This is a genomic window from Bacillus sp. LBA3-1-1.1 (assembly GCF_040676495.1).
In the GTDB taxonomy this organism is placed as follows: domain Bacteria; phylum Bacillota; class Bacilli; order Bacillales; family Bacillaceae_G; genus Bacillus_A; species Bacillus_A nitratireducens.
Window position 1 is genome coordinate 1 of sequence record NZ_JBEGIB010000018.1, and the last position, 18,864, is coordinate 18,864.

Annotated in this window: 19 protein-coding genes and 2 pseudogenes; 17 read left to right on the forward strand and 4 right to left on the reverse strand. The window is 36.4% G+C overall.

The window, feature by feature from the left end; genetic code table 11:
* The 17 genes and pseudogenes from MRBLBA3_RS14795 to MRBLBA3_RS14875 all read left to right on the forward strand — a co-directional run.
* The coding region (locus MRBLBA3_RS14795; protein WP_363381862.1) for a gamma-type small acid-soluble spore protein at positions 1-210 on the forward strand (210 nt) is incomplete at its 5' end.
* 185 nt (positions 211-395) lie between these two features.
* On the forward strand, positions 396-1,553 hold the full coding sequence (locus MRBLBA3_RS14800; protein WP_414646011.1) for a phage portal protein: 1,158 nt from the start codon (positions 396-398) through the stop codon (positions 1,551-1,553).
* The gene (locus MRBLBA3_RS14805) at positions 1,543-2,325 is read left to right on the forward strand and encodes a head maturation protease, ClpP-related (RefSeq protein ID WP_363381864.1); all 783 of its coding nucleotides are present in this window, start codon (positions 1,543-1,545) and stop codon (positions 2,323-2,325) included. Before MRBLBA3_RS14800 ends, MRBLBA3_RS14805 begins: the two co-directional genes overlap by 11 nt.
* Positions 2,326-2,344: 19 nt before the next feature.
* Complete coding sequence (locus MRBLBA3_RS14810; protein WP_363381866.1) at positions 2,345-3,502, forward strand: phage major capsid protein; 1,158 nt, start codon at positions 2,345-2,347, stop codon at positions 3,500-3,502.
* A gap of 12 nt (positions 3,503-3,514) precedes the next feature.
* Entirely contained in the window at positions 3,515-3,808 is a 294-nt protein-coding gene (locus tag MRBLBA3_RS14815; protein WP_363381867.1) for a hypothetical protein, read from the forward strand.
* A gap of 1 nt (position 3,809) precedes the next feature.
* Positions 3,810-4,160: a phage head closure protein gene (locus MRBLBA3_RS14820; RefSeq protein ID WP_363381869.1), complete on the forward strand. Its 351-nt coding sequence runs from the start codon at positions 3,810-3,812 to the stop codon at positions 4,158-4,160.
* 1 nt (position 4,161) lies between these two features.
* Positions 4,162-4,506: an HK97 gp10 family phage protein gene (locus MRBLBA3_RS14825; protein ID WP_363381871.1), complete on the forward strand. Its 345-nt coding sequence runs from the start codon at positions 4,162-4,164 to the stop codon at positions 4,504-4,506.
* Complete coding sequence (locus MRBLBA3_RS14830) at positions 4,503-4,832, forward strand: hypothetical protein (RefSeq protein ID WP_363381873.1); 330 nt, start codon at positions 4,503-4,505, stop codon at positions 4,830-4,832. Before MRBLBA3_RS14825 ends, MRBLBA3_RS14830 begins: the two co-directional genes overlap by 4 nt.
* Positions 4,833-5,429, forward strand: coding sequence for a major tail protein (locus MRBLBA3_RS14835; protein ID WP_363381875.1), 597 nt, complete (start codon positions 4,833-4,835; stop codon positions 5,427-5,429). It abuts the gene before it with no gap.
* A 4-nt stretch (positions 5,430-5,433) separates the two neighbouring features.
* Positions 5,434-5,796 (forward strand): hypothetical protein, encoded by a 363-nt coding sequence (locus MRBLBA3_RS14840; RefSeq protein ID WP_363381877.1) that lies wholly within the window; start codon positions 5,434-5,436, stop codon positions 5,794-5,796.
* A gap of 230 nt (positions 5,797-6,026) precedes the next feature.
* Positions 6,027-7,235: pseudogene (locus MRBLBA3_RS14845) on the forward strand (hypothetical protein); the annotation flags it as partial.
* Positions 7,236-7,495: 260 nt separating this feature from the next.
* Positions 7,496-9,895 (forward strand): annotated as a pseudogene (locus tag MRBLBA3_RS14850) (DUF2207 domain-containing protein); the annotation flags it as partial.
* 41 nt (positions 9,896-9,936) lie between these two features.
* On the forward strand, positions 9,937-11,418 hold the full coding sequence (locus MRBLBA3_RS14855) for a distal tail protein Dit (RefSeq protein ID WP_363381879.1): 1,482 nt from the start codon (positions 9,937-9,939) through the stop codon (positions 11,416-11,418).
* On the forward strand, positions 11,415-14,450 hold the full coding sequence (locus MRBLBA3_RS14860) for a phage tail spike protein (RefSeq protein ID WP_363381881.1): 3,036 nt from the start codon (positions 11,415-11,417) through the stop codon (positions 14,448-14,450). Before MRBLBA3_RS14855 ends, MRBLBA3_RS14860 begins: the two co-directional genes overlap by 4 nt.
* A gap of 58 nt (positions 14,451-14,508) precedes the next feature.
* A complete protein-coding gene (locus MRBLBA3_RS14865) occupies positions 14,509-14,745 on the forward strand; it encodes a hemolysin XhlA family protein (RefSeq protein WP_016079283.1) in 237 nt (78 codons plus the stop codon).
* Positions 14,745-14,984 carry a hypothetical protein gene (locus MRBLBA3_RS14870; RefSeq protein ID WP_016079284.1) on the forward strand — a complete coding sequence of 80 codons (240 nt, stop codon included), beginning with the start codon at positions 14,745-14,747 and terminating at the stop codon, positions 14,982-14,984. Before MRBLBA3_RS14865 ends, MRBLBA3_RS14870 begins: the two co-directional genes overlap by 1 nt.
* On the forward strand, positions 14,981-16,033 hold the full coding sequence (locus MRBLBA3_RS14875) for an N-acetylmuramoyl-L-alanine amidase (protein ID WP_098010035.1): 1,053 nt from the start codon (positions 14,981-14,983) through the stop codon (positions 16,031-16,033). Before MRBLBA3_RS14870 ends, MRBLBA3_RS14875 begins: the two co-directional genes overlap by 4 nt.
* 45 nt (positions 16,034-16,078) lie before the next feature.
* Here the strand turns inward: MRBLBA3_RS14875 and MRBLBA3_RS14880 are convergent, their stop codons facing one another.
* Genes MRBLBA3_RS14880 through MRBLBA3_RS14895 form a run of 4 tightly spaced genes read right to left on the reverse strand, consistent with a single transcriptional unit; the run spans position 16,079 to position 18,751 of the window.
* The gene (locus MRBLBA3_RS14880) at positions 16,079-16,381 is read right to left on the reverse strand and encodes a contact-dependent growth inhibition system immunity protein (RefSeq protein ID WP_016079286.1); all 303 of its coding nucleotides are present in this window, start codon (positions 16,379-16,381) and stop codon (positions 16,079-16,081) included.
* Between the two features lie 12 nt (positions 16,382-16,393).
* Positions 16,394-18,076 (reverse strand): RNase A-like domain-containing protein, encoded by a 1,683-nt coding sequence (locus tag MRBLBA3_RS14885; protein WP_016079287.1) that lies wholly within the window; start codon positions 18,074-18,076, stop codon positions 16,394-16,396.
* Positions 18,073-18,435: a DUF3958 family protein gene (locus tag MRBLBA3_RS14890; RefSeq protein ID WP_000076133.1), complete on the reverse strand. Its 363-nt coding sequence runs from the start codon at positions 18,433-18,435 to the stop codon at positions 18,073-18,075. The genes MRBLBA3_RS14885 and MRBLBA3_RS14890 overlap by 4 nt, the downstream gene beginning before the upstream one ends.
* Before the next feature lie 40 nt (positions 18,436-18,475).
* Positions 18,476-18,751: a TIGR04197 family type VII secretion effector gene (locus MRBLBA3_RS14895; RefSeq protein ID WP_197218987.1), complete on the reverse strand. Its 276-nt coding sequence runs from the start codon at positions 18,749-18,751 to the stop codon at positions 18,476-18,478.
* Positions 18,752-18,864 lie beyond the last annotated feature (113 nt).

The window sequence follows — 18,864 nt, forward strand, 5'->3', positions numbered from 1 at the left end:
GGTACAGAATTTGCAACTGAAACAGGTGTACAAGCAGTAAAACAAGCGAACGCACAATCAGAAGCTAAGAAAGCGCAAGCTTCTGGCGCTCAAAGTGCAAATGCTAGTTATGGTACAGAATTTGCAACTGAAACAGATGTGCATGCTGTGAAAAAACAAAATGCAAAATCAGCTGCAAAACAATCACAATCTTCTAACCCAAATCAGTAATGAAAGAAAAAACACTTCTCTAATTCGAGAGAGGTGTTTTTTCTTTGTGTGTATGTAATCGTAATGAAAATAAAGTGAACGGCAACAATCTATCTACAAGTAAGGGTATCTTACAACAGTTAAAATACCCTTGGGTTTATAGGTAAAGCCCTTTCCTAAAAAACCTAACTTAATCATACGAGGGGGTGGTAACCATTGGATGGTTGGATGCGGTGTTTAAAAGAAATAGTGAAGTAGGATTTATGTTTGATGTGGAAATGTTTATCGAAAAAGCAAACAGAGTCCATATGAAGAGACTAGCGATTGATACCTGTATATCTTTTTTAGGAAGAACAATTAGTCAGTCGGAATTTAGAGTGAAAAACGGTGAAACATTTGAAAAGGATGAACTATATTACCGATTAAATGTTAGGCCGAATAAGAATATGACAGCAAGTACCTTTTGGGAAAAGTATATTTACAAGCTCATTTATGATAATGAAGCCTTAATTATACAGGCTGATGATGGTGATCTACTTATTGCTGATGACTTTGAGCATAACGAATATGCTGTTTTTGAAGATACTTTTACGAATGTCACCGTAAAAGATTATCAGTTTAAGAGAAGCTTTAAGCAAAGTGAAGTCATTCATTTAAGATATCGGAATGACAAGTTATCACCGCTTATTGATGGTCTTTTTACTGACTATGGTGATTTATTCGGTAGGATATTAAGTTCTCAAAAGCGTAAGAATCAAATTCGCGGAACAGTTGATATGGACATGCTTGCTGCAAAGAGCAAAGAACACCAATCAAAGCTTCAAGAGTTCATCGATAACATGTATAAAGCAATTGGAGAAAAAGACGTTGCTATCATTCCACAACAACCTGGATTCAAATATGCTGAAACATCAGGTGGAGGAAACTCTGGTCAAAGTGTGGATGAAATCAACAAAGTAACTAATGGCTTTTTAAATCAAGTAGCAATGGCTTTTGGTATTCCAACGGCTTTATTGTATGGAGAAATGGCCGATGTAGAGAAGCAAACGAAGAATTACATGCTTTTCACAGTGAAACCTTTATTAAAAAAGATTTCAGATGAAGCAAACGTGAAATTCTTTGAAATGAATGAGTATCTTGAAGGACAAAAGATTGAAGTTAAAGCTGTTTCTTATCAGAACATATTCGACCTTGCGACAAGCATTGATAAACTTATTTCTTCTAGTGCATTTACAGGTAATGAAATGAGATTGGAAGCTGGATATGAAGCTTCCAATGATCCGAACTTGGATAAACATTATATTACGAAAAATTACGCTAAAATGAATACAGGCGAAGGAGGTGAGAAAGTAAATGACAGTTAAACTTGATATTAAAGGGCCAATTATTTCGAGTGATGAAGCTTGGATTTATGAATGGTTTGAAATGGATGCAACAAGCCCAGGCATGGTTGTAAAAGAACTTACTAATGCCAATGGTGATGATTTAATCGTATCAATTAATAGTCCTGGTGGTTATGTACACGAAGGATCAGAGATTTATACAGCATTAAAAAACTATCCAGGCCAGGTTGAGGTTCAAATTGTTGGTTTGGCTGCAAGTGCGGCTTCAGTCATTGCAATGGCTGGTGATAAAGTTCGAATTTCTCCAACTGCACAAATTATGATTCACAATGCTTCTATGTGGAATGGTGGAGATCATCGTGACATGGAAAAGGCTGCTGAGATGTTGAAAACAACAGATCGAGCAATCGTAAACGCCTATGTCATTAAAAGTGGTAAATCTGAAGAGGAACTACTTAATATGATGGCTGAAGAAACATGGATGGGGCCACAACAAGCATTAGAAAACAACTTTGTGGATGAAATCATGTTTATGGATAATTCAGTTAAAATGACTGCTTCAGGTTCCGTTTCTGCTATGATTCCACAGAAAGTAATCGATGGTTTTAGAAACGGAACACTTAATAAAGGTAAAACTGAAGGAATTACAAAAGAAGATTTAAACACTGCGTTATCAGGGTTGAAAAGTGAAATCCTGAATGATTTACAAACTAATACAGAACCAAAACCAAAAGAGCCAAATCCAAAACCTGTTAAAAACAGTGGGATTAAAGGGCTCTTTTTAAAATTATAAAAATTGGGGGAAACACATAATGACGATTAAATTTAATAAATCTGAAGCATTTAGCAAAGCAAAAGCAAAATTAACGGTTGCTTTAACGAACGCTGAAAGCACAGAACAAGAACAAACATCAGCATTTGAGAATTTCTTTGATGCACTACAAACGGATGTAGCGAACTCAGTTCGTGAGCAAGTAAACAATGATATGCTTGATCGTTCCATTCTGCAGCAACGTGGCCAAAACGTTCTAACTTCAGCAGAAACAAAATTCTTTAACGCTGTTGTGCAAGATGGTGGATTCAAAGATGATTCTATTCTTCCTAAAACTACACAAGAGCGCGTGTTTGAAGACTTAGTAACTGAGCATCCATTATTAGAAGCTGTAGGGTTACAAGATTTAGGAGCAGTGACGAAGTTTATCTATTCTGATGCAACTAAAGCTTATGTATGGGGGCCTTTATTCGGTGAAATCAAGGGTCAAGTAAATGCAGCATTCCGTGAAGAGCAAATTGGTCAACTTAAATTAACTGCATTCGCGGCTATTCCAAATGATATGTTAGAACTTGGGCCAGAATGGGTTGAACGCTATGTTCGAACTTTATTAGTAGAATCTTATTCTGTTGGTTTAGAATACGGTTTTGTTAATGGTACTGGGGTAAATCAACCAATCGGTTTAATGAAAGATTTTAACTCTACTACAAATGCAGTAACAGACAAAAAGTCATCTGGTACATTAACATTTGCTCCATCTGAAAATGGTGTAGTAATTGCTGATGAGCTTTATGAAGTAGTAAAAGCTTTATCTGTTGATGGTAAAGGGAAATCTCGCAAAGTATTAAATAAAATTGTGATGGTTGTCAATCCTGTGGATGCAATCGGTGTACAAGCACGTAATACAATTCAAACGGCAACTGGCCAATGGGTAATGGCATTACCTTATAACATTCAAACTGTAGAATCTGAAGAAGTGCCAGTTGGTAAAGCATTATTCTTTGTGAAGGGTCAATATCTTGCTGCAATTGCTGGTGGATACAAGCTTAAATCGTTTGATCAAACATTAGCAATTGAAGATGCTACGCTTTATACAATTAAACAGTTTGCTAATGGTAAACCAAAGGATAATAAAGCGGCAATTGTTTATGACTTAAAGATTTCATTTACACCACCAACACCACCAGCAACTAAATAAGGAATGATGTGAATGGACACAGTAATTTCAAATGAAATATTGCAAGAATTCAAAGATAGGATGCACTTAGGTGATGATGAAGATGATAACCTAAAACGCATCCTATCTACATCTAACAAGGCGTTACTTAGGGTTTGTGGGGATTATGATTTAAATAATAACGAGGAGTTCAAGGAATTAGTCTTTGAACGCTCTCGTTATGTTTATAATGATGCTCTTGAGTATTTTGATAAGAATTTTTTAAGCTATATTAATAGTTTGAGTGTAGATAAAGCATTAGAAGAAATTAAGTTGGACGGTGAGTAAAATGCGTCCTTTTCAATACAAAAAACCATTAAATACAGGTGATCTTAGGAATCGAATTATCATTGAACAACCTGTAGTAATAAAAGATGAATTAAACCAAGTAATCGAAACGTCTTGGCAGGAATTAAAAAAAGCCTGGGCGATGATAAAAACGGTGAAAGGGTCTGAGTATATCGAAGCTTCAGCTTCACAAGCTACTCGAATTTATCGTTTTGTAATTCCTTATACATCGGGCATTACAGAAGAAATGCGGATTAAAACGAAGGATCGTATCTTTGACATTATCGAACCGCCAATGAATGATGATGAAATGAATCAAACATTGACCATTATCGCAAAGGAGCATACTTAATATGAATGATTTTGCGAGCGATCTTGCTAGAGAATTACAAAGATATGCAAATGTTGTGGAAGACAAATTAGAAAATGAAATTGAAGAAATAGGGGATATTGCTGTAGGTAAATTAAAGCAAGGTAGCCCTAAAAAAACGGGTGCTTATCGTAAAGGCTGGCGCAAGAAAAAGGAAGGTAATGGCGTTGTTCTTCATAATACACAAGGACAACTAACACATCTTTTAGAAAATGGACATGCGAAAGTTGGTGGTGGACGTGTTCCAGCGCAAGTGCATATCCGCCCAGTTGAAGAATATGTAAATGACGAATTGCCAAGACGTATCGAAAGGGCGGTTCAACAATGACATTAGGTGAATTAATAAAAATTCTTGAGGCTACAGGTTATCCTGTGGCTTATTCACATTTCACAGCAACACCAAGCAATCCAGTTCCAGTGCCACCTTATATATGCTTTATTGTGGATGGCTCATCAAACTTGATGGCTGATAACAAGGTCTATCACAAGATTAATGATTTAAATATAGAGCTTTATACAACAAAAAAAGATTTAGTTGCGGAAGCAAAACTTGAAAAAGTCCTAGACGATCATGAAATAACTTATGACTCGTATGGGATTTTTATTGAATCTGAGAAATTATTTCAAAAAATATATGAAACGAGGTTGATGTAGATGAATAAAGAAAATAAAGTTACGTTTGGTTTGAAGAATGTACATTATGTCCCAATTGATATTCAAGATTTTTTAGTGAAGTTTGGTACTCCAGTTCCATTACCTGGTGGAGTTGAATTAACTTTTGAACCACGCGGTGATTTAATTGAGTTCTATGCAGATGACATGCTTTACTATGCAGCAAGTAATAACCAAGGTTATGATGGAACGCTATCCATTGCGACTATTCCGGAGCAATTTGCTATCGATGCATTAGGTGAGCAATTAGATGAAACAGACGGTGTATTAAATGAGTTAGCTGATGCCAAAGGAAAATCATTTGCGTTACTATTTGAATTCGATGGCGATGTAAACGCGACTCGACATGTTATGTATAACTGTGCAGCAAGTCGTCCAACAATCGTATCTAAAACAAAAACAAATTCAGCTGAACCAAATACAAATGAATTGAAGTTTGTATCTAGTCCAATTGTTTTAGCACCTGGTGGAAGACCAATGGTTAAAACAAAAACAACTTCTAAAACAACACCAGCAATCTATAATGACTGGTACAAAAAAGTGTATGTAAAAACACCAGCAGCACCAAAAGGAGCGTAAGTAGATGGAGAAGACAATTACAATAGATGGAAAACAAGTCAGATTAAAAAGCACAGCAGCAACAATCAAACGTTATAAAGCTCAATTTAGACGTAATTTATTTGCAGATTTGATGGGATTAGGAGCAATTAGTACATTAACTTCACCAGATGGCTCACAACAACCTATTGATATGTCTAATTTCGATTTAAGTAATGTGGATTTTGAGCTTATTTATGATTTGACTTGGTTATTCGCTAAAACAGCTGATCAAAGCATTCCTGATCCTATGGTTTGGCTAGATGGTTTTGAAGAATTCCCTATTGAAGAAATCATGCCAGAAATTATGGATTTGATTCAAGTCACTATGGGAGCAAAAAAAAAATAACAGGAAATGATGGAGAGCAAGGAACTTTCGGTGATGAAGAATTAACATCCGATACGTTCCTTGCTCTTTGCTATAAAGCGAAATTAACGCGTTGGGATTTAGAAGATATGACAATCGGTGATTGTTTTGATTACATTGCTGAATTCGCTGAAATGGAGAATCCGGACAAAGAAAAAGTTAGAAAAGCGAGTCAAAAAGACTTCGATACTTTCTAAGAAAGGGGTGAGAAAATGGCAGGAAGAATTAAAGGGATTACGATTGAAATCAATGGTAATACTCAACCGTTACAAAATGCCCTAAAAGATGTAAATAAACAAAGTGATTCTTTGGCTAAAGAGTTAAAAGATGTTGAGCGCCTTTTGAAATTTAATCCAGGTAATGTGGAAGCATTAGCGCAAAAACAAAAATTATTAACACAACAAATTGAGAATACAACTGAAAAACTAGATAAGTTAAAGGCTGCTGAACAACAAGTACAAGCACAATTTCAAAACGGTAAGATTTCTGAAGAACAATATCGAGCGTTTAGGCGCGAAATTGAATTTACAGAAGGGTCACTTAATGGTCTTAAAAATAAATTAGGAAGCATGAAAGCCGAGCAAGAAAATGTAGCAAGTTCAACCAGACAATTAGAAACATTATTTAGGGCTACAGGAAAAAGTGTTGATGATTTTGCAGGAGCGTTAGGAAATCGTCTTGTGAATGCAATTAAAAGTGGAACGGCTACAAGTAGACAGCTAGAACAAGCAATTGGAATTATCGGCCGAGAAGCCTTAGGAACTGAAGCGGATATTGAAAAATTACAACGAGCACTACGATCTGTTGATGCTGGTAATTCAATACAACAAGTACGAAACGAATTACGAGATTTACAACAAGAAGCCCAAAGGACGGAAAGGGAATTTAAAGAATTAGATATTGGCTTAGAAAACGTTCTTGGAGCAATGGTAGCTGGTGGCGGAATTGCCGGAACAATCGAAAAGGCACTTGATATGTCTAAGTTAAAAACAAAGATTGATATTACTTTTGATGTACCTGAGTCCTCCAAAAAGTCAGTAGAAGAAGCTATTAGAGGTGTCACTACTTATGGAGTTGATGCTGAAGCATCTTTAGAGGGTGTGCGCAGGCAATGGGCTTTAAATAAAAATATTAGCGATGAAGCTAACGCATCTATAGTAAAAGGAGCAGCGGTAATTGCAACATCTTATGAAGGTATAGATTTTACAGAGTTAATCCAAGAAACATATGAAATAGGAAATGAATTAGGGATAACTCAAGATAGCGCTCTTGGTATGGTTGATGCGTTGCTAAAAATGGGATTTCCACCAGAGCAACTAGATATCATTGCCGAATACGGTAGTCAGCTAACTCGTGCCGGTTTTAAAGCTGAAGAAGTCCAAGCGATTATGGAAGCAGGCGTTGAAACCGGAACCTGGAATTAGATTATAGTTCCCTTGTATGGTGACATACAATGAAAAACTCCTTTAATTCAGTGAAACTCTCAAACGAGACAATACTGAGCGAAGCCTTTTAATTAAGGAACGTGCAACGACTAGTCGCAAGACGTAGGGTGTAAGCAAATGACACTCGAAACGGGGAGCAACTCAAGTAGTTGAAGATATAGTCTAATCTATGCGGTGACGTATAGCAGTTCATAAACGAACGGGCGTGACGTTGCAAATCACGTTGAATATAAATGATTGATAATCTCTTAGATGGTCTAAAGGAAGGGCGGGTTCAATTAACTGAGTTTGCACAAGGAGCGGATAAAGCCTTAAAAGAAGCACTAGATGGTTCTGGAATTGCCACAGAACAAATAGAAAAGTGGGGTGCAGCTGTCGCTAAAGGTGGAAGTGAAGGTTCGAAAGCTATGGTAGAAGTAGCTAAAGCGATTGAAGGGATAGAAGACCCGGTAAAAAGGAATCAAGTAGGAGTTAAAGTTCTAGCAACGATGTTTGAAGACCAAGGGCAAAATATAACCAATACTTTGATAAGTGCTTCAGAAAAAATCGTAGATTTCCAGAAGAATCAGGATAAATTAAATGAATCCATAAAAAAAATGGATGCGAGTCCAGCTGTTAAGTTTCAAAAAGCAATGGAAGTTTTAAAGATGGCTCTTGAACCAGTGTTATCAGTTGTAGCGGATCTTGTTTCTAAATTTGCTGAATGGATTACTAATAATCCAGAATTAGCAGCGACATTAGCGACTATCGGAGTAGCTATAGGTGTGATTTCCGGTGCGATTATGGCGCTTGCGCCTATAGTCGTGACGGTCATGAGTATCTTCGGGATTGGAGCGGCTGCAGCTGCTGGATTTGTTGCGGCTATTCCCCTTATCATAGCCGCTATAGCAGCCATAGGTATTGCGATTTATAAAAACTTTGATGATATTAAACAATGGATTATAGATACTTGGGATTCTATTACGGAATATTTAGTAGGAGTTTGGGACGGTATAGTCCAATCATCTAGTGAAGCGTGGAATTCATTTTTAGAAACAATGCATGCATTTTTTGATCCCATTGGTCAATTTTTTAGTGATTTATGGACAGGCATAGGCGAGATATGTAGTAGTACATGGAATTCCATAGTTGAATTCTTTTCTGGGGCGTGGGCTTCATTCACAGAAATGATGCATAGTTTCTTTGATCCAATAGGTGAATTCTTTAGCAGCTTATGGTCTGGAATTGTTGAAACGGCTTCCTCTTGGTGGACATCTTTAGTTACAACGGCATCCGAATTGTGGGGGATGCTAACACAAGCATGGCAAGAAACGTGGAATACAATTCTAACAATCTTAGACCCTATCATTTCATTGATTTCAACAGTTTTAGAAGCAGGTTGGTTACTTATTCAAGCTGGAGCGCAAATTGCGTGGGCAGCTATATCTCGATATATTATTCAACCAATTCAAGAAGCTTATGATTGGGTAAGTGGAAAAATTGGCGAATTAGTTAACTGGCTAAGTCAACAATGGGAAATTGTGAAGTTAGCAGCACAAATTGGTTGGTCTTTATTTAAACAATATATTATTCAACCAGTCCAGGAAGCTTGGAATTTAGTAAAAGAAAAATTTTCTGATTTGGTTTCTTGGTTAAGTTCACAGTGGGAATTAGCCAAATCTTATACACTAGCAGGTTGGAATTTAATAAAACAGTATGTTATTCAACCGGTTCAAGAACTGTGGAATACAACAAAGCAAAAACTTTCAGATTTAGCTAACTGGATATTAGGAAATTGGGAATCTATAAAATCCTATACACTTTCAGCTTGGAACTTAGTGAAGCAATATGTAGTTCAACCAGCTACAGAGGCTTATAATTCAGCAAAAGAAAAATTTGAGAGCTTGTATAATTCGGCACGAGAAAAATTTGATGCTGTAAAGAATGCCGCTAAAGAAAAATTTGAAGCAGCGAAGAGTTTTATTATGGACCCAATAAGGGATGCAGTTGAGGGGGTAAAGGGATTCATCGATAAAATCAAGGGATTCTTTGATAATTTGAAATTGAAAATTCCAAAGCCAGAAATGCCAAAAATGCCACACTTTAGTTTGCAAACTAGTACGAAAAACGTTTTAGGGAAAGATATTACATTTCCATCTGGTCTTGATGTCCAATGGCGTGCTAAAGGTGGTATCTTCACTAAACCGACTATCTTTGGAATGAATGGTGGAAACTTGCAAGGCGCAGGAGAAGCTGGAAAAGAAGCGGTTTTACCATTAAATAAAAAGACACTTGGAGAAATTGGTGAAGGTATTGCTAAAACTATGATTGGTACTACCGGATCTATGAGTCAATTAATGGGCGACATGAGCCGCATGATGGATAGTTCTATGAGCCAGTTATCAGGATTAAAAACTGTTATGAGTGGTGTGTATGGCAGTATGGCTAATAGTAAGCAATCTATGAGTAGTGGTGTATCAAATCAAGTGTTTAATTACTCGTCTGGATCATCTGGTGGCGGAGCAACTCCAATGCTTGGTGGTGACTTGGTAGTTGAAGTTCCTGTTGTTTTAGAGGGACGAGATGTGGCACGTGGTACTTATCGATATACAACCGAGTATCAAGATAGAGAAACAGCAAGAAACTCAGCCTTTTAGGTTTGGGTTTCTTTTATTTTATAAAGAAATGAGGTGTTAACATGAGTTCTTTTACATTTAATAATCAACGTAAAGATTTTATTCAAATTGAAAATGGATGGAAAAGACCGACATGGGCACCATTGAAACGGAATTTTCTAAGTGTTCCAGGTTATCCAGGGGCAAGGTTATTAAACACACAAACTGATATACGTGTTCTTTCGATTCCTGTTGGAATTATCGTCCCCGATGGTGGCGACTTAGAACTATTAAAAGAAGAAATAGCAGATTGGTTAATTACAGAACAACCTGTTGAGTTAGTCTTTGATGTAACTCCTGATAGGACATATATGGCTGTAATTGATGAAGAATTTGATCCTGAGGAATTTGTTACTTTAGGTAAAGGTACTTTAAAATTCGTTTGTCCAATGCCCTATAAATTAGGGAAAGTACAGACTCACACATTCACCCAAAATTGGTCCACTGAGATTACTTCTTATTTTACGAATAAAGGAAGCGTAGAAGCTCCACCAATCATTGAAATAGATGTAAAAAAACCAAGTACATTTTTAGATGTATGGTTTGGTAAATACCCTTTAGAGAGAAACTATTTTCGTATTGGATATCCATTAACTGTGGAGGAAACAACGGTACAAGAGCGTGAGCGTGTACTATGGGATGAAATGATTTCGCCTATAGGTTGGACTCCTGTAACTGGACAAGTCGAGGGAATGAAGGGAACAGGTAGTTTTAAATCAAGAGGTGGTTATGCATTATATTGTGAAGATTACGGACAAGAGAAAGGATTCCATGGTGCAATAGCTAAGAGGAGCATTCCAGGTGGACCATTACAAGATTTTGAAATGGAGACATGGGTACGTTTGAAGTCTAAAGGTGTTGGGGAAATGGGGCGTGTTGAAGTACTTCTTTTGGATGATGCAAGTAATATTGTCACACGAATCAACATGAATGATTTATATTGGGATGCTGAAATGACCAAAGCGTATATGCGTATTGGAAATGCAGGAACACCTAACAGTATACGCAAATTAGTAGATACAAGTGGGGCACATCCTAATGCACTTAATCAATTTTACGGTAGGTTACGTATAGCTAGGCGAGGAAAACAATGGTCAGTATATGTTGCTAGATTTAAAGATGGAACAGAAATAGACGATGCATCATTTGTTGAAACTTGGATTGATGAGACAGGGAATCCAATGACAAATCGTAAAATTGCACAAGTTATGATTGCGATTTGCAAGTGGGACGACAATTTACCTGTTGATACTATACAAATTGATGATTTAAAGATTTGGAAGATAAACAAAGTCCCTTCCAATACAAAGCCTTATATTTTCGATACAGGAGATAAAGTAATTATTGATACAGAAAGAAGCCTTGTTACGATTAACGGAAAAGATGCTATTAATATTAAAGATATATTTAGTGAGTTTCCTAAAATCATACGTGGGGATAATCGTATTGATATTATGCCGCCAGATGTAAATGCAACGATCAGTTATAGGGAGCGATTTAGATGAGAACGCCAAGTGGTGAATTGCATGTTGTTGATTTTAAAACAGAACAAATTGTAGCATCCATTCAGCCTAAAGATTATTGGGATGATAAAAGACATTGGGAAATCAAAAATAACATTGATACATTAGAGTTTCGCGTATTTGATAATACAAGGTATTCATCCACACTTATGCAGCAAAACTTAGTATTAAAAGAAGTGCGTGATGGTCGTATCGTTCCTTATGTAATCACTGAAATTGAAAAAGAATCTGATGATAGATCGGTAATAGCTTATGCATCTGGTGAATGGGTTCAACTTGCTAAAGCTGGAATTATCCCTCCACAAAAACTAGAAGGTAAGACAGTTATTGAAATGGTGGATATCGCCCTGGCAGGTACGAAGTGGAAAAAAGGAAATTTGGAATATACTAGTTTCCGATCTATGACTATTGATGAATTTATTGATCCGTTATCTTTTCTTAAAAAGATAGCATCATTATTTGAATTAGAAATACAATACCGTGCGGAAGTTGTAGGATCTCAAGTCGTTGGGCGTTATGTAGATATGGTAAAGAAGCGCGGTCGAGAAACAGGGAAAGAAGTAACTCTCGGCAAAGATTTGATGGGAATTAAACACATTGAAAACTCTCAAAACATTTGTACAGCCTTAGTTGGTTTCGTCAAAAAAGAAGGTGACACTATCATCACAGTTGAGAGCATTAATAATGGTTTCCCCTATATTGTAGACAATGATGCATTTCAACGATGGAACGAGCGCGGTCAACATAAATTTGGCTTCTACACGCCAGAAACAGAAAAAGATATAACACCACAACGTTTAATGACTCTCATGAATACAGAGTTAAAGAAGCGTGTAAATACATCCGTTTCGTATGAAGTTGAAGCACAATCAATTGGTCGTGTGTTCGGCTTGGCTCACGAATTAATTAATGAGGGCGATACGATACGAATTAAAGATACTGGATTTACACCTAAGCTTTATTTAGAAGCAAGGGCAATTGCTGGTGATGAATCATATAAGAATCCATTACAAGATAAATACGTATTTGGAGATTATCGTGAAATCATTGACCCAAATGAGGAATTAAGAAAGATTTATAACCGTATCCTTAGTTCATTAGGCAATAAACAAGAAATGCTAGATCAGTTAGATAAATTAGTAAAAGAAGCCAATGAAACCGCTGGTAATGCACAAAAAGAATCAGAAGCAGCAAAAGTACTTGCTGAAAATGTGCAAGAGAATATTGAAAAAAATACCGTTGAAATTATAGAATCTAAGAATCCACCGACAACAGGGCTTAAAGATAGCAAGACTCTATGGTTAGATATTTCTAATGGTAAGCCTGGCATTTTAAAACTCTGGAAAGATGGCATTTGGGATTCTGTTGTTCCTGATATTGAATCAGTAAAAAATGAGGTTACTGGTCAATATAACGAAGTAAAAGAAACACTTCAAGGGGTTTCACGTACCATTGTTGATATAAAAAACGATCAGGGTACCATTGAAAAAAAGGTTACAGCAATAGAACAAACGGCAAGCGGATTATCTTCCACAGTTTCTGATTTAAATAATATAGTAGATGGACAAGGGAAAAAGCTTACTGATGCAAATTCTAAAATTGAACAACAGGCAACAACAATCAATGCAAAGGTTGAGCTTAAACAAGTAGAGGATTATGTTGCTGGATTTAATATACCTGATTTAAAGCAGACAGTTAATCAGAATAAAGAAGATTTATTAAATGAATTAGCTAACAAGCTAGCAACTGAACAGTTTGATCAAAAGATGACTCTCATTGACAATCGTTTTACTCTCAATGAGCAAGGTATCGATTTAGCAGCAAAAAAGACAGAAGTATATACAAAAGAACAAGCAAACGGTGAATTTGCTACATCATCATATGTAAGAGATATGGAATCACGTCTTCAATTGACAGAAAAAGGCGTTAGTATATCTGTAAAAGAAAATGATGTAATCGCAGCATTCAATATGAGTAAAGAGAACATTAAATTAAATGCAGCGCGAATAGATTTAATTGGTAAAGTTAATGCTGAGTGGATTAAATCTGGATTGTTAAGTGGTTGCCAAATCAGAACATCAAATACCAATAACTATGTAAGTCTTGATGACCAGTTTATACGCCTATATGAAAGTGGAGTTCCTAGAGCGTTCCTTGGATATTATAGAAGACGGGACGGTGCAGTGCAACCAACATTTATTTTAGGTTCAGATGAAAATACTAATGCTCCTGAAGGTACTTTATTTATGTCTCAAATGGGGGCTGGCTGGCCTCAAGCTAGTGCGAACATTGGTATTTCTGATGGTATAGTTGATGGTGAAATCAAAAAATCTGTGTATTGGGAGTTGCAGAGAAACGGACTGAGTGTTTTAAACGCCAATGACTCTCATGTTATTTATTCTGGAAGTGGAAATTGGTATTTCAGACGAGGAAAAACTGGACTATATCAATCGACACTAGCAATCGAGGATAATAGCTCAGATGCAGATTTAAGATTACCTAATATTATATTACGTAATAGTCGAGTAGAAGGATATACTGGTGTTCTCCAACTAAAATCATCTGTTACTCAAAACGGATGGGGCGCCGTTCAAGGGAACTTTATGAGTCCTTCTCTAAGAGAATATAAATCTAATATTCGTGATGTTTCATTTTCCGCTTTGGAAAAAATCAGGAATCTTAGAATCAGACAATTTAACTATAAGAATGCGGTAAACGAGCTTTACAAAATGAGAGAAGAGAAAGATCCTAGTGAGCCACCATTAACAACACAAGCTATAAAAACATATTACGGAACAATTGTAGATGAAACTGATGAAGAGTTCGTTGATGAAAGTGGCAAAGGAATTCACTTATATTCATATGCATCGCTTACAATAAAGGCTTTACAGGAGTTTGAAGTTAAGCATGATGCAGAAATCCAAGAATTGAAAGAAAGTCATCAAGCTGAGATGGAAAGTATGAGTAAGCGTGTGGAAGCACTAGAAACATTGGTTCAAAAATTAATTAGTTAAAACAGATGGAGCAGCCATAAGCTGTTCTTTTTTTAGTGCCTGAAAAGGGGTGGTCAAAGTGGAAGGATTACAAGATGTAAGGAACGATGTCCAAGAAATAAAGCAAGATATCAAGGACATTCGGTTAGAAATTAAAAGTTTAGAGATGCGAACAACAGGTAATGAAAAAGACATTATCAATATCAACAAACAGTTAGATAAAATTAGTGCCAATACTACCTGGATTTTACGACTTATTGTAGGTGGAATTATAGGCGCAGCACTCACTTTCTTAATGAAAGGAGGTGGAATGTAATGTTTGAAATTACTGTAATGATTGGAATTGTAGTTGGTCTTTCACAAATCGTAAAAACAATTGGATTACAAACAAAATATGTTCCGTTATTAAATTTAACGCTTGGCATTGTGCTAGGCGTTTTATTTTTGGGCGGAGATATCAAAACAAATGTATTTCAAGGTATCATCATCGGACTGTCAGCAAGTGGATTGTTTGACCACACAAAAATTATGAAAAAGGATGCTGATGTGAAATGAAAAAGACGTTAAAACATATTTCTTCTGTAGTCTTTGCTGTTATTTTAGTTTTATCCGTTACAACAAGTGCTTTTGCTGATAGAACGCTTATTATTCCTGATTTACCTAAACAACCATACCGTAATGGCGTAGGCATGTATGAGGGCGTTGTAGCACATAGTACAGCAACTCCTGAAGCGCCTGCTATTAATATCCGAAACTATGAAGCAAGAACATGGCGTTCCGCATTTGTACATTATGCAACAGATTGGGATGAAACAATTCAAATTGCTTCTACTAAGTATCAAGCATGGGGAGCAGGCCCAGCAGCCAATAAACGATTTGTTCATGTAGAGCTCTCTGAAACTAGTGACCCTATTAAATTTAAAAAATCCTATGAAAGATATGTAAAGTTACTTGCTAAGATTTTACGTGATAGAAACATTGATCCATCCATTGGATTGTGGACACATAAAGACATTACGTATAAGCTTGGTGGCACAGATCACGAAGATCCAATTGACTATCTTCGCAGTCACGGTGTATCGGAATCAAAATTCCGTGCGGATGTATTAAAAGCATATAATGGAGATTCTATTTCAGTTGAAGCGAAACCACAGCAACCAAATGAAGTACCTGGTGTTATTAACGAAGTGGGAGTAGCGTATGTTGATGGATACAACGTAAACCTTCGTTCTGGTCCATCCACAACAAATAGTGTTATTCGTAAATTACAAAAAGGTGAATCATATAAAGTTTGGGGTAAAGTAGGAAACTGGTTGAATCTTGGAGGGAATCAGTGGGTTTATAATGATTCATCATACATTCGCTATAAAGAAGAATCGTCAACTGTGGAAGGCAAACGTGTTGTTTCTAAAGTTAATAACCTACGTTTCTATGATTCTCCATCTTGGCAGGATAAAGATGTTGCTGGTACTTTAGATGCAGGAGTAGGATTTACAATCGACGCAAAGGTAAATGTCAATGGGTATCCGCAGTATCGTGTTTATAATTCGAAGGGGCATAAGTACTACATTACGGCTAGTGATGCGTATGTGAGTGTGAAGTAATAGTAAAGCCGACTCATATCAAGCTGAGTCGGCTTTGTTTAGTTTTTATTCTTTACTTTTTATAGCTTCTTTTAGTATTTCAAGGGTCTGCTGTAACCATTCTATAGCTGTTAAGTTTAATGCAGGGAAATAAATGTAAGCATTATATTTAATAAATTCCTCTTTTTCACTATCAGTTAGATTACTGTTTAAAAACAAAAGTATATCATTTTTGGTATTTTCGATACATATTTTAGTAACTTCCATTATAAATTCATTAAGAGCTTCCTCAGGTGATTCAATATCTTGGTGAAATGTTCCTGCTAAGAAATCACCTAATTCTTCATAATGGCTATATTTATTTTCCATACAAATTCTCCTCTACTTTTCTGGATATCCTGTAATAATAAAACTTCCTTGGTTATCTTTTTTCAAAACAATCACAGCATTTTCCACATCTAAAGCACCATTTGATCCTCTTTCGACATATCGTCCAAGTATACTATTACCGTTATATCTTAGCGGTAAGGTTGGTCTGCTATTAGGATTGTTTAACCACCTATTTATTTTTGCTATATTTTGTGGATTACTTAAAACTTCATTAGCTACTCTCTCGGCTATAGCCCTATTAGTGAAAGATGATGATGCTGGTATTCTAGGGTCACTTTGTAATCTTTGCAATAGTTCTGCATCCGTTTTTTCTACGTGTTTTTTGATTAAGTGACCACCTCTTCTTTGGCCAGGTTTTGCCTCATGGGCAATTAATCCTCCTCCTGGAGCTAACGGACTAGTATCTCCTGGCTTTATAGCATTAGTATTAGTATTTCCACCAGAATTAGCAAACTGATGAGTTGATAGCTTTTCTTCAGCTTGTTTAAAATCAGGTATATCAAATTTAGAGCGTATATTATTTCCGCCAGAGAAAGCATAAGAAACATCTTTCTTAACAGGTTGTAAAATATCAGATACTTGCTTCAATTCTTTTACTAGCGTTACGCCTTTAGCTAATGTACTTGCTCCACCTGCTCCTTTTGTGACGAGGCCTGCTCTACCTAGTCCCCTATCGAGAATTAGACCGATGCCTATTTGGGTTAATCCATAAGTAGTCCATTGTGTAATGCTCTCTGCATCTCCATCTATAATATCTCGTTTCACAGTACTTGAAAATGCATGCCACATATTTTTTGTCGTTTCATCCAAATGTAAAATCGCATATGTAACATTAATAAAAGTTCCTATATCCATATTACTTAAAGCTTCCATGGACTTGATTTCATCTTCAACAGCTTTCCCTGTTCCGATTACAGTACCATTCCACATCTTTTTTACTGTTTCGAACATTTTAACTACATCGTCTACCTTATCGTCCCAAGCCTTTCTAATCGGAGATTTCTCCTCTAGCCTACCGCACATTTCTCCATCTTTAATCGAATTGTCCGCTTTACGTGCCCTATCTTCTTCTATCGCTTGAATAGACGTTGCCCATTCCATATTCAACCCTTGTGTACTAAATGTACCACTTGTAGGACTAAAACCTTTTCCACTTTGTACTTCTGCAAGCCCCGTAGCAATACTAGTGGCTAGTTGGAGTGCTGTATCATAATTACTACTAGAAGTATAATTGAATTCATGCAGGTGTTCTAACTTTTCTTGCAGTTTCCGTTTCATCATATCAAAAATACCCATCATCGCTTGCATAGCTGGAAGGACATTACTAATCCCTTCAACACCTGCTCTCATTCGGTCAATCCCTCGAATTTGTTCTAGTATTTCTTGTTCGATGACATCTGTTGAAGCTACCTGTGATTGAAATTGACTTGGAAAGGCATCATTCTGACGGATTAGTTCTTCACACAAGTAAATGATTCCTTGTGCTAATGGACGAAAGGTTTGTGCAAAGAATGCTTTTGCACTGCTATATGTTTGTCCTTGTAGAACAGTATCAATTGCAAAAGCATCAATCGACTGAATAGCTTGTTCCATACCTTGAATGGTAGCGGTACATACAGCGTTCATGCTTTGTGTTTGCGTATGTACTTCCCCTAGATACATATTCAAACTCATGAATTGACCTCCTTTGCTAGATTCTGTTTTTGATAGTAAAGGTCATTTTCTAAGTCACTAAGATTTCGTTTTTCCTTAAGCAATGTTTCTTTTTGATTTTCCAATTCGAAAGTAAGTTTTCGCTCAATATATTGTGCATCTTGACTCATATTCATAAAAAACAATGACATTTCTCTATCTCTATGCCAAGTTCCTAAAATACGGTCAAACAAACGATGGTTTTGATTTTTCCATACATGAAAATCCTCTTCTACTTGTTCCTGTGTTTGAATCGCAGATTGATTCCGATTCTGTTCTTCAAATACACTTCGTAATTTTTGATTTAATTGATTCATTTGTTTTTCAATATCTTGACTCATCTTTTTCCTCCTACCGTTTTACTTTACGTAGGTTATCACATTAGCGAAAAATATTTTGAAGTTCTTTATCCATTCTCTCAAACTCGTTAGCTACCGAATGAATATTATCAACCGCTTGTTGAAAGGCTACAGAAAATTGTTTCGTCAAATCTAAAACTTGTTGGCTCGCTTCTTGTGCTTTGGAGTTAACAGATAGTGTTGTACGCGTCGCCTTTGTTATAGAACGACTTGTTGCACTTTGAATCCTGTCAGAAGCTGATCCCATTTTCGTAGCAATTTGTGTTGCTGTTTGTAAATTACTTTGGAATTTTCCCATCGTATAAACCCTTTCTATATTTCTATGAACGTATTAAAGAAGGGGAGTGCCTAGTATGTATGTCCATTATCCTATTGTTCTGTATAGGAACCCTCCTGGAAAAATATTGCGGA

Coding starts and splice junctions, on each gene's coding strand:
- MRBLBA3_RS14875 (WP_098010035.1), top strand. CDS start 14,981: ATGAAAAAGACGTTAAAACATATTTCTTCTGTAGTCTTTGCTGTTATT.
- MRBLBA3_RS14880 (WP_016079286.1), bottom strand. CDS start 16,381: ATGGAAAATAAATATAGCCATTATGAAGAATTAGGTGATTTCTTAGCA.
- MRBLBA3_RS14835 (WP_363381875.1), top strand. CDS start 4,833: ATGAATAAAGAAAATAAAGTTACGTTTGGTTTGAAGAATGTACATTAT.
- MRBLBA3_RS14870 (WP_016079284.1), top strand. CDS start 14,745: ATGTTTGAAATTACTGTAATGATTGGAATTGTAGTTGGTCTTTCACAA.
- MRBLBA3_RS14825 (WP_363381871.1), top strand. CDS start 4,162: ATGAATGATTTTGCGAGCGATCTTGCTAGAGAATTACAAAGATATGCA.
- MRBLBA3_RS14810 (WP_363381866.1), top strand. CDS start 2,345: ATGACGATTAAATTTAATAAATCTGAAGCATTTAGCAAAGCAAAAGCA.
- MRBLBA3_RS14895 (WP_197218987.1), bottom strand. CDS start 18,751: ATGGGAAAATTCCAAAGTAATTTACAAACAGCAACACAAATTGCTACG.
- MRBLBA3_RS14860 (WP_363381881.1), top strand. CDS start 11,415: ATGAGAACGCCAAGTGGTGAATTGCATGTTGTTGATTTTAAAACAGAA.
- MRBLBA3_RS14885 (WP_016079287.1), bottom strand. CDS start 18,076: ATGAGTTTGAATATGTATCTAGGGGAAGTACATACGCAAACACAAAGC.
- MRBLBA3_RS14820 (WP_363381869.1), top strand. CDS start 3,810: ATGCGTCCTTTTCAATACAAAAAACCATTAAATACAGGTGATCTTAGG.
- MRBLBA3_RS14830 (WP_363381873.1), top strand. CDS start 4,503: ATGACATTAGGTGAATTAATAAAAATTCTTGAGGCTACAGGTTATCCT.
- MRBLBA3_RS14840 (WP_363381877.1), top strand. CDS start 5,434: ATGGAGAAGACAATTACAATAGATGGAAAACAAGTCAGATTAAAAAGC.
- MRBLBA3_RS14815 (WP_363381867.1), top strand. CDS start 3,515: ATGGACACAGTAATTTCAAATGAAATATTGCAAGAATTCAAAGATAGG.
- MRBLBA3_RS14805 (WP_363381864.1), top strand. CDS start 1,543: ATGACAGTTAAACTTGATATTAAAGGGCCAATTATTTCGAGTGATGAA.
- MRBLBA3_RS14890 (WP_000076133.1), bottom strand. CDS start 18,435: ATGAGTCAAGATATTGAAAAACAAATGAATCAATTAAATCAAAAATTA.
- MRBLBA3_RS14855 (WP_363381879.1), top strand. CDS start 9,937: ATGAGTTCTTTTACATTTAATAATCAACGTAAAGATTTTATTCAAATT.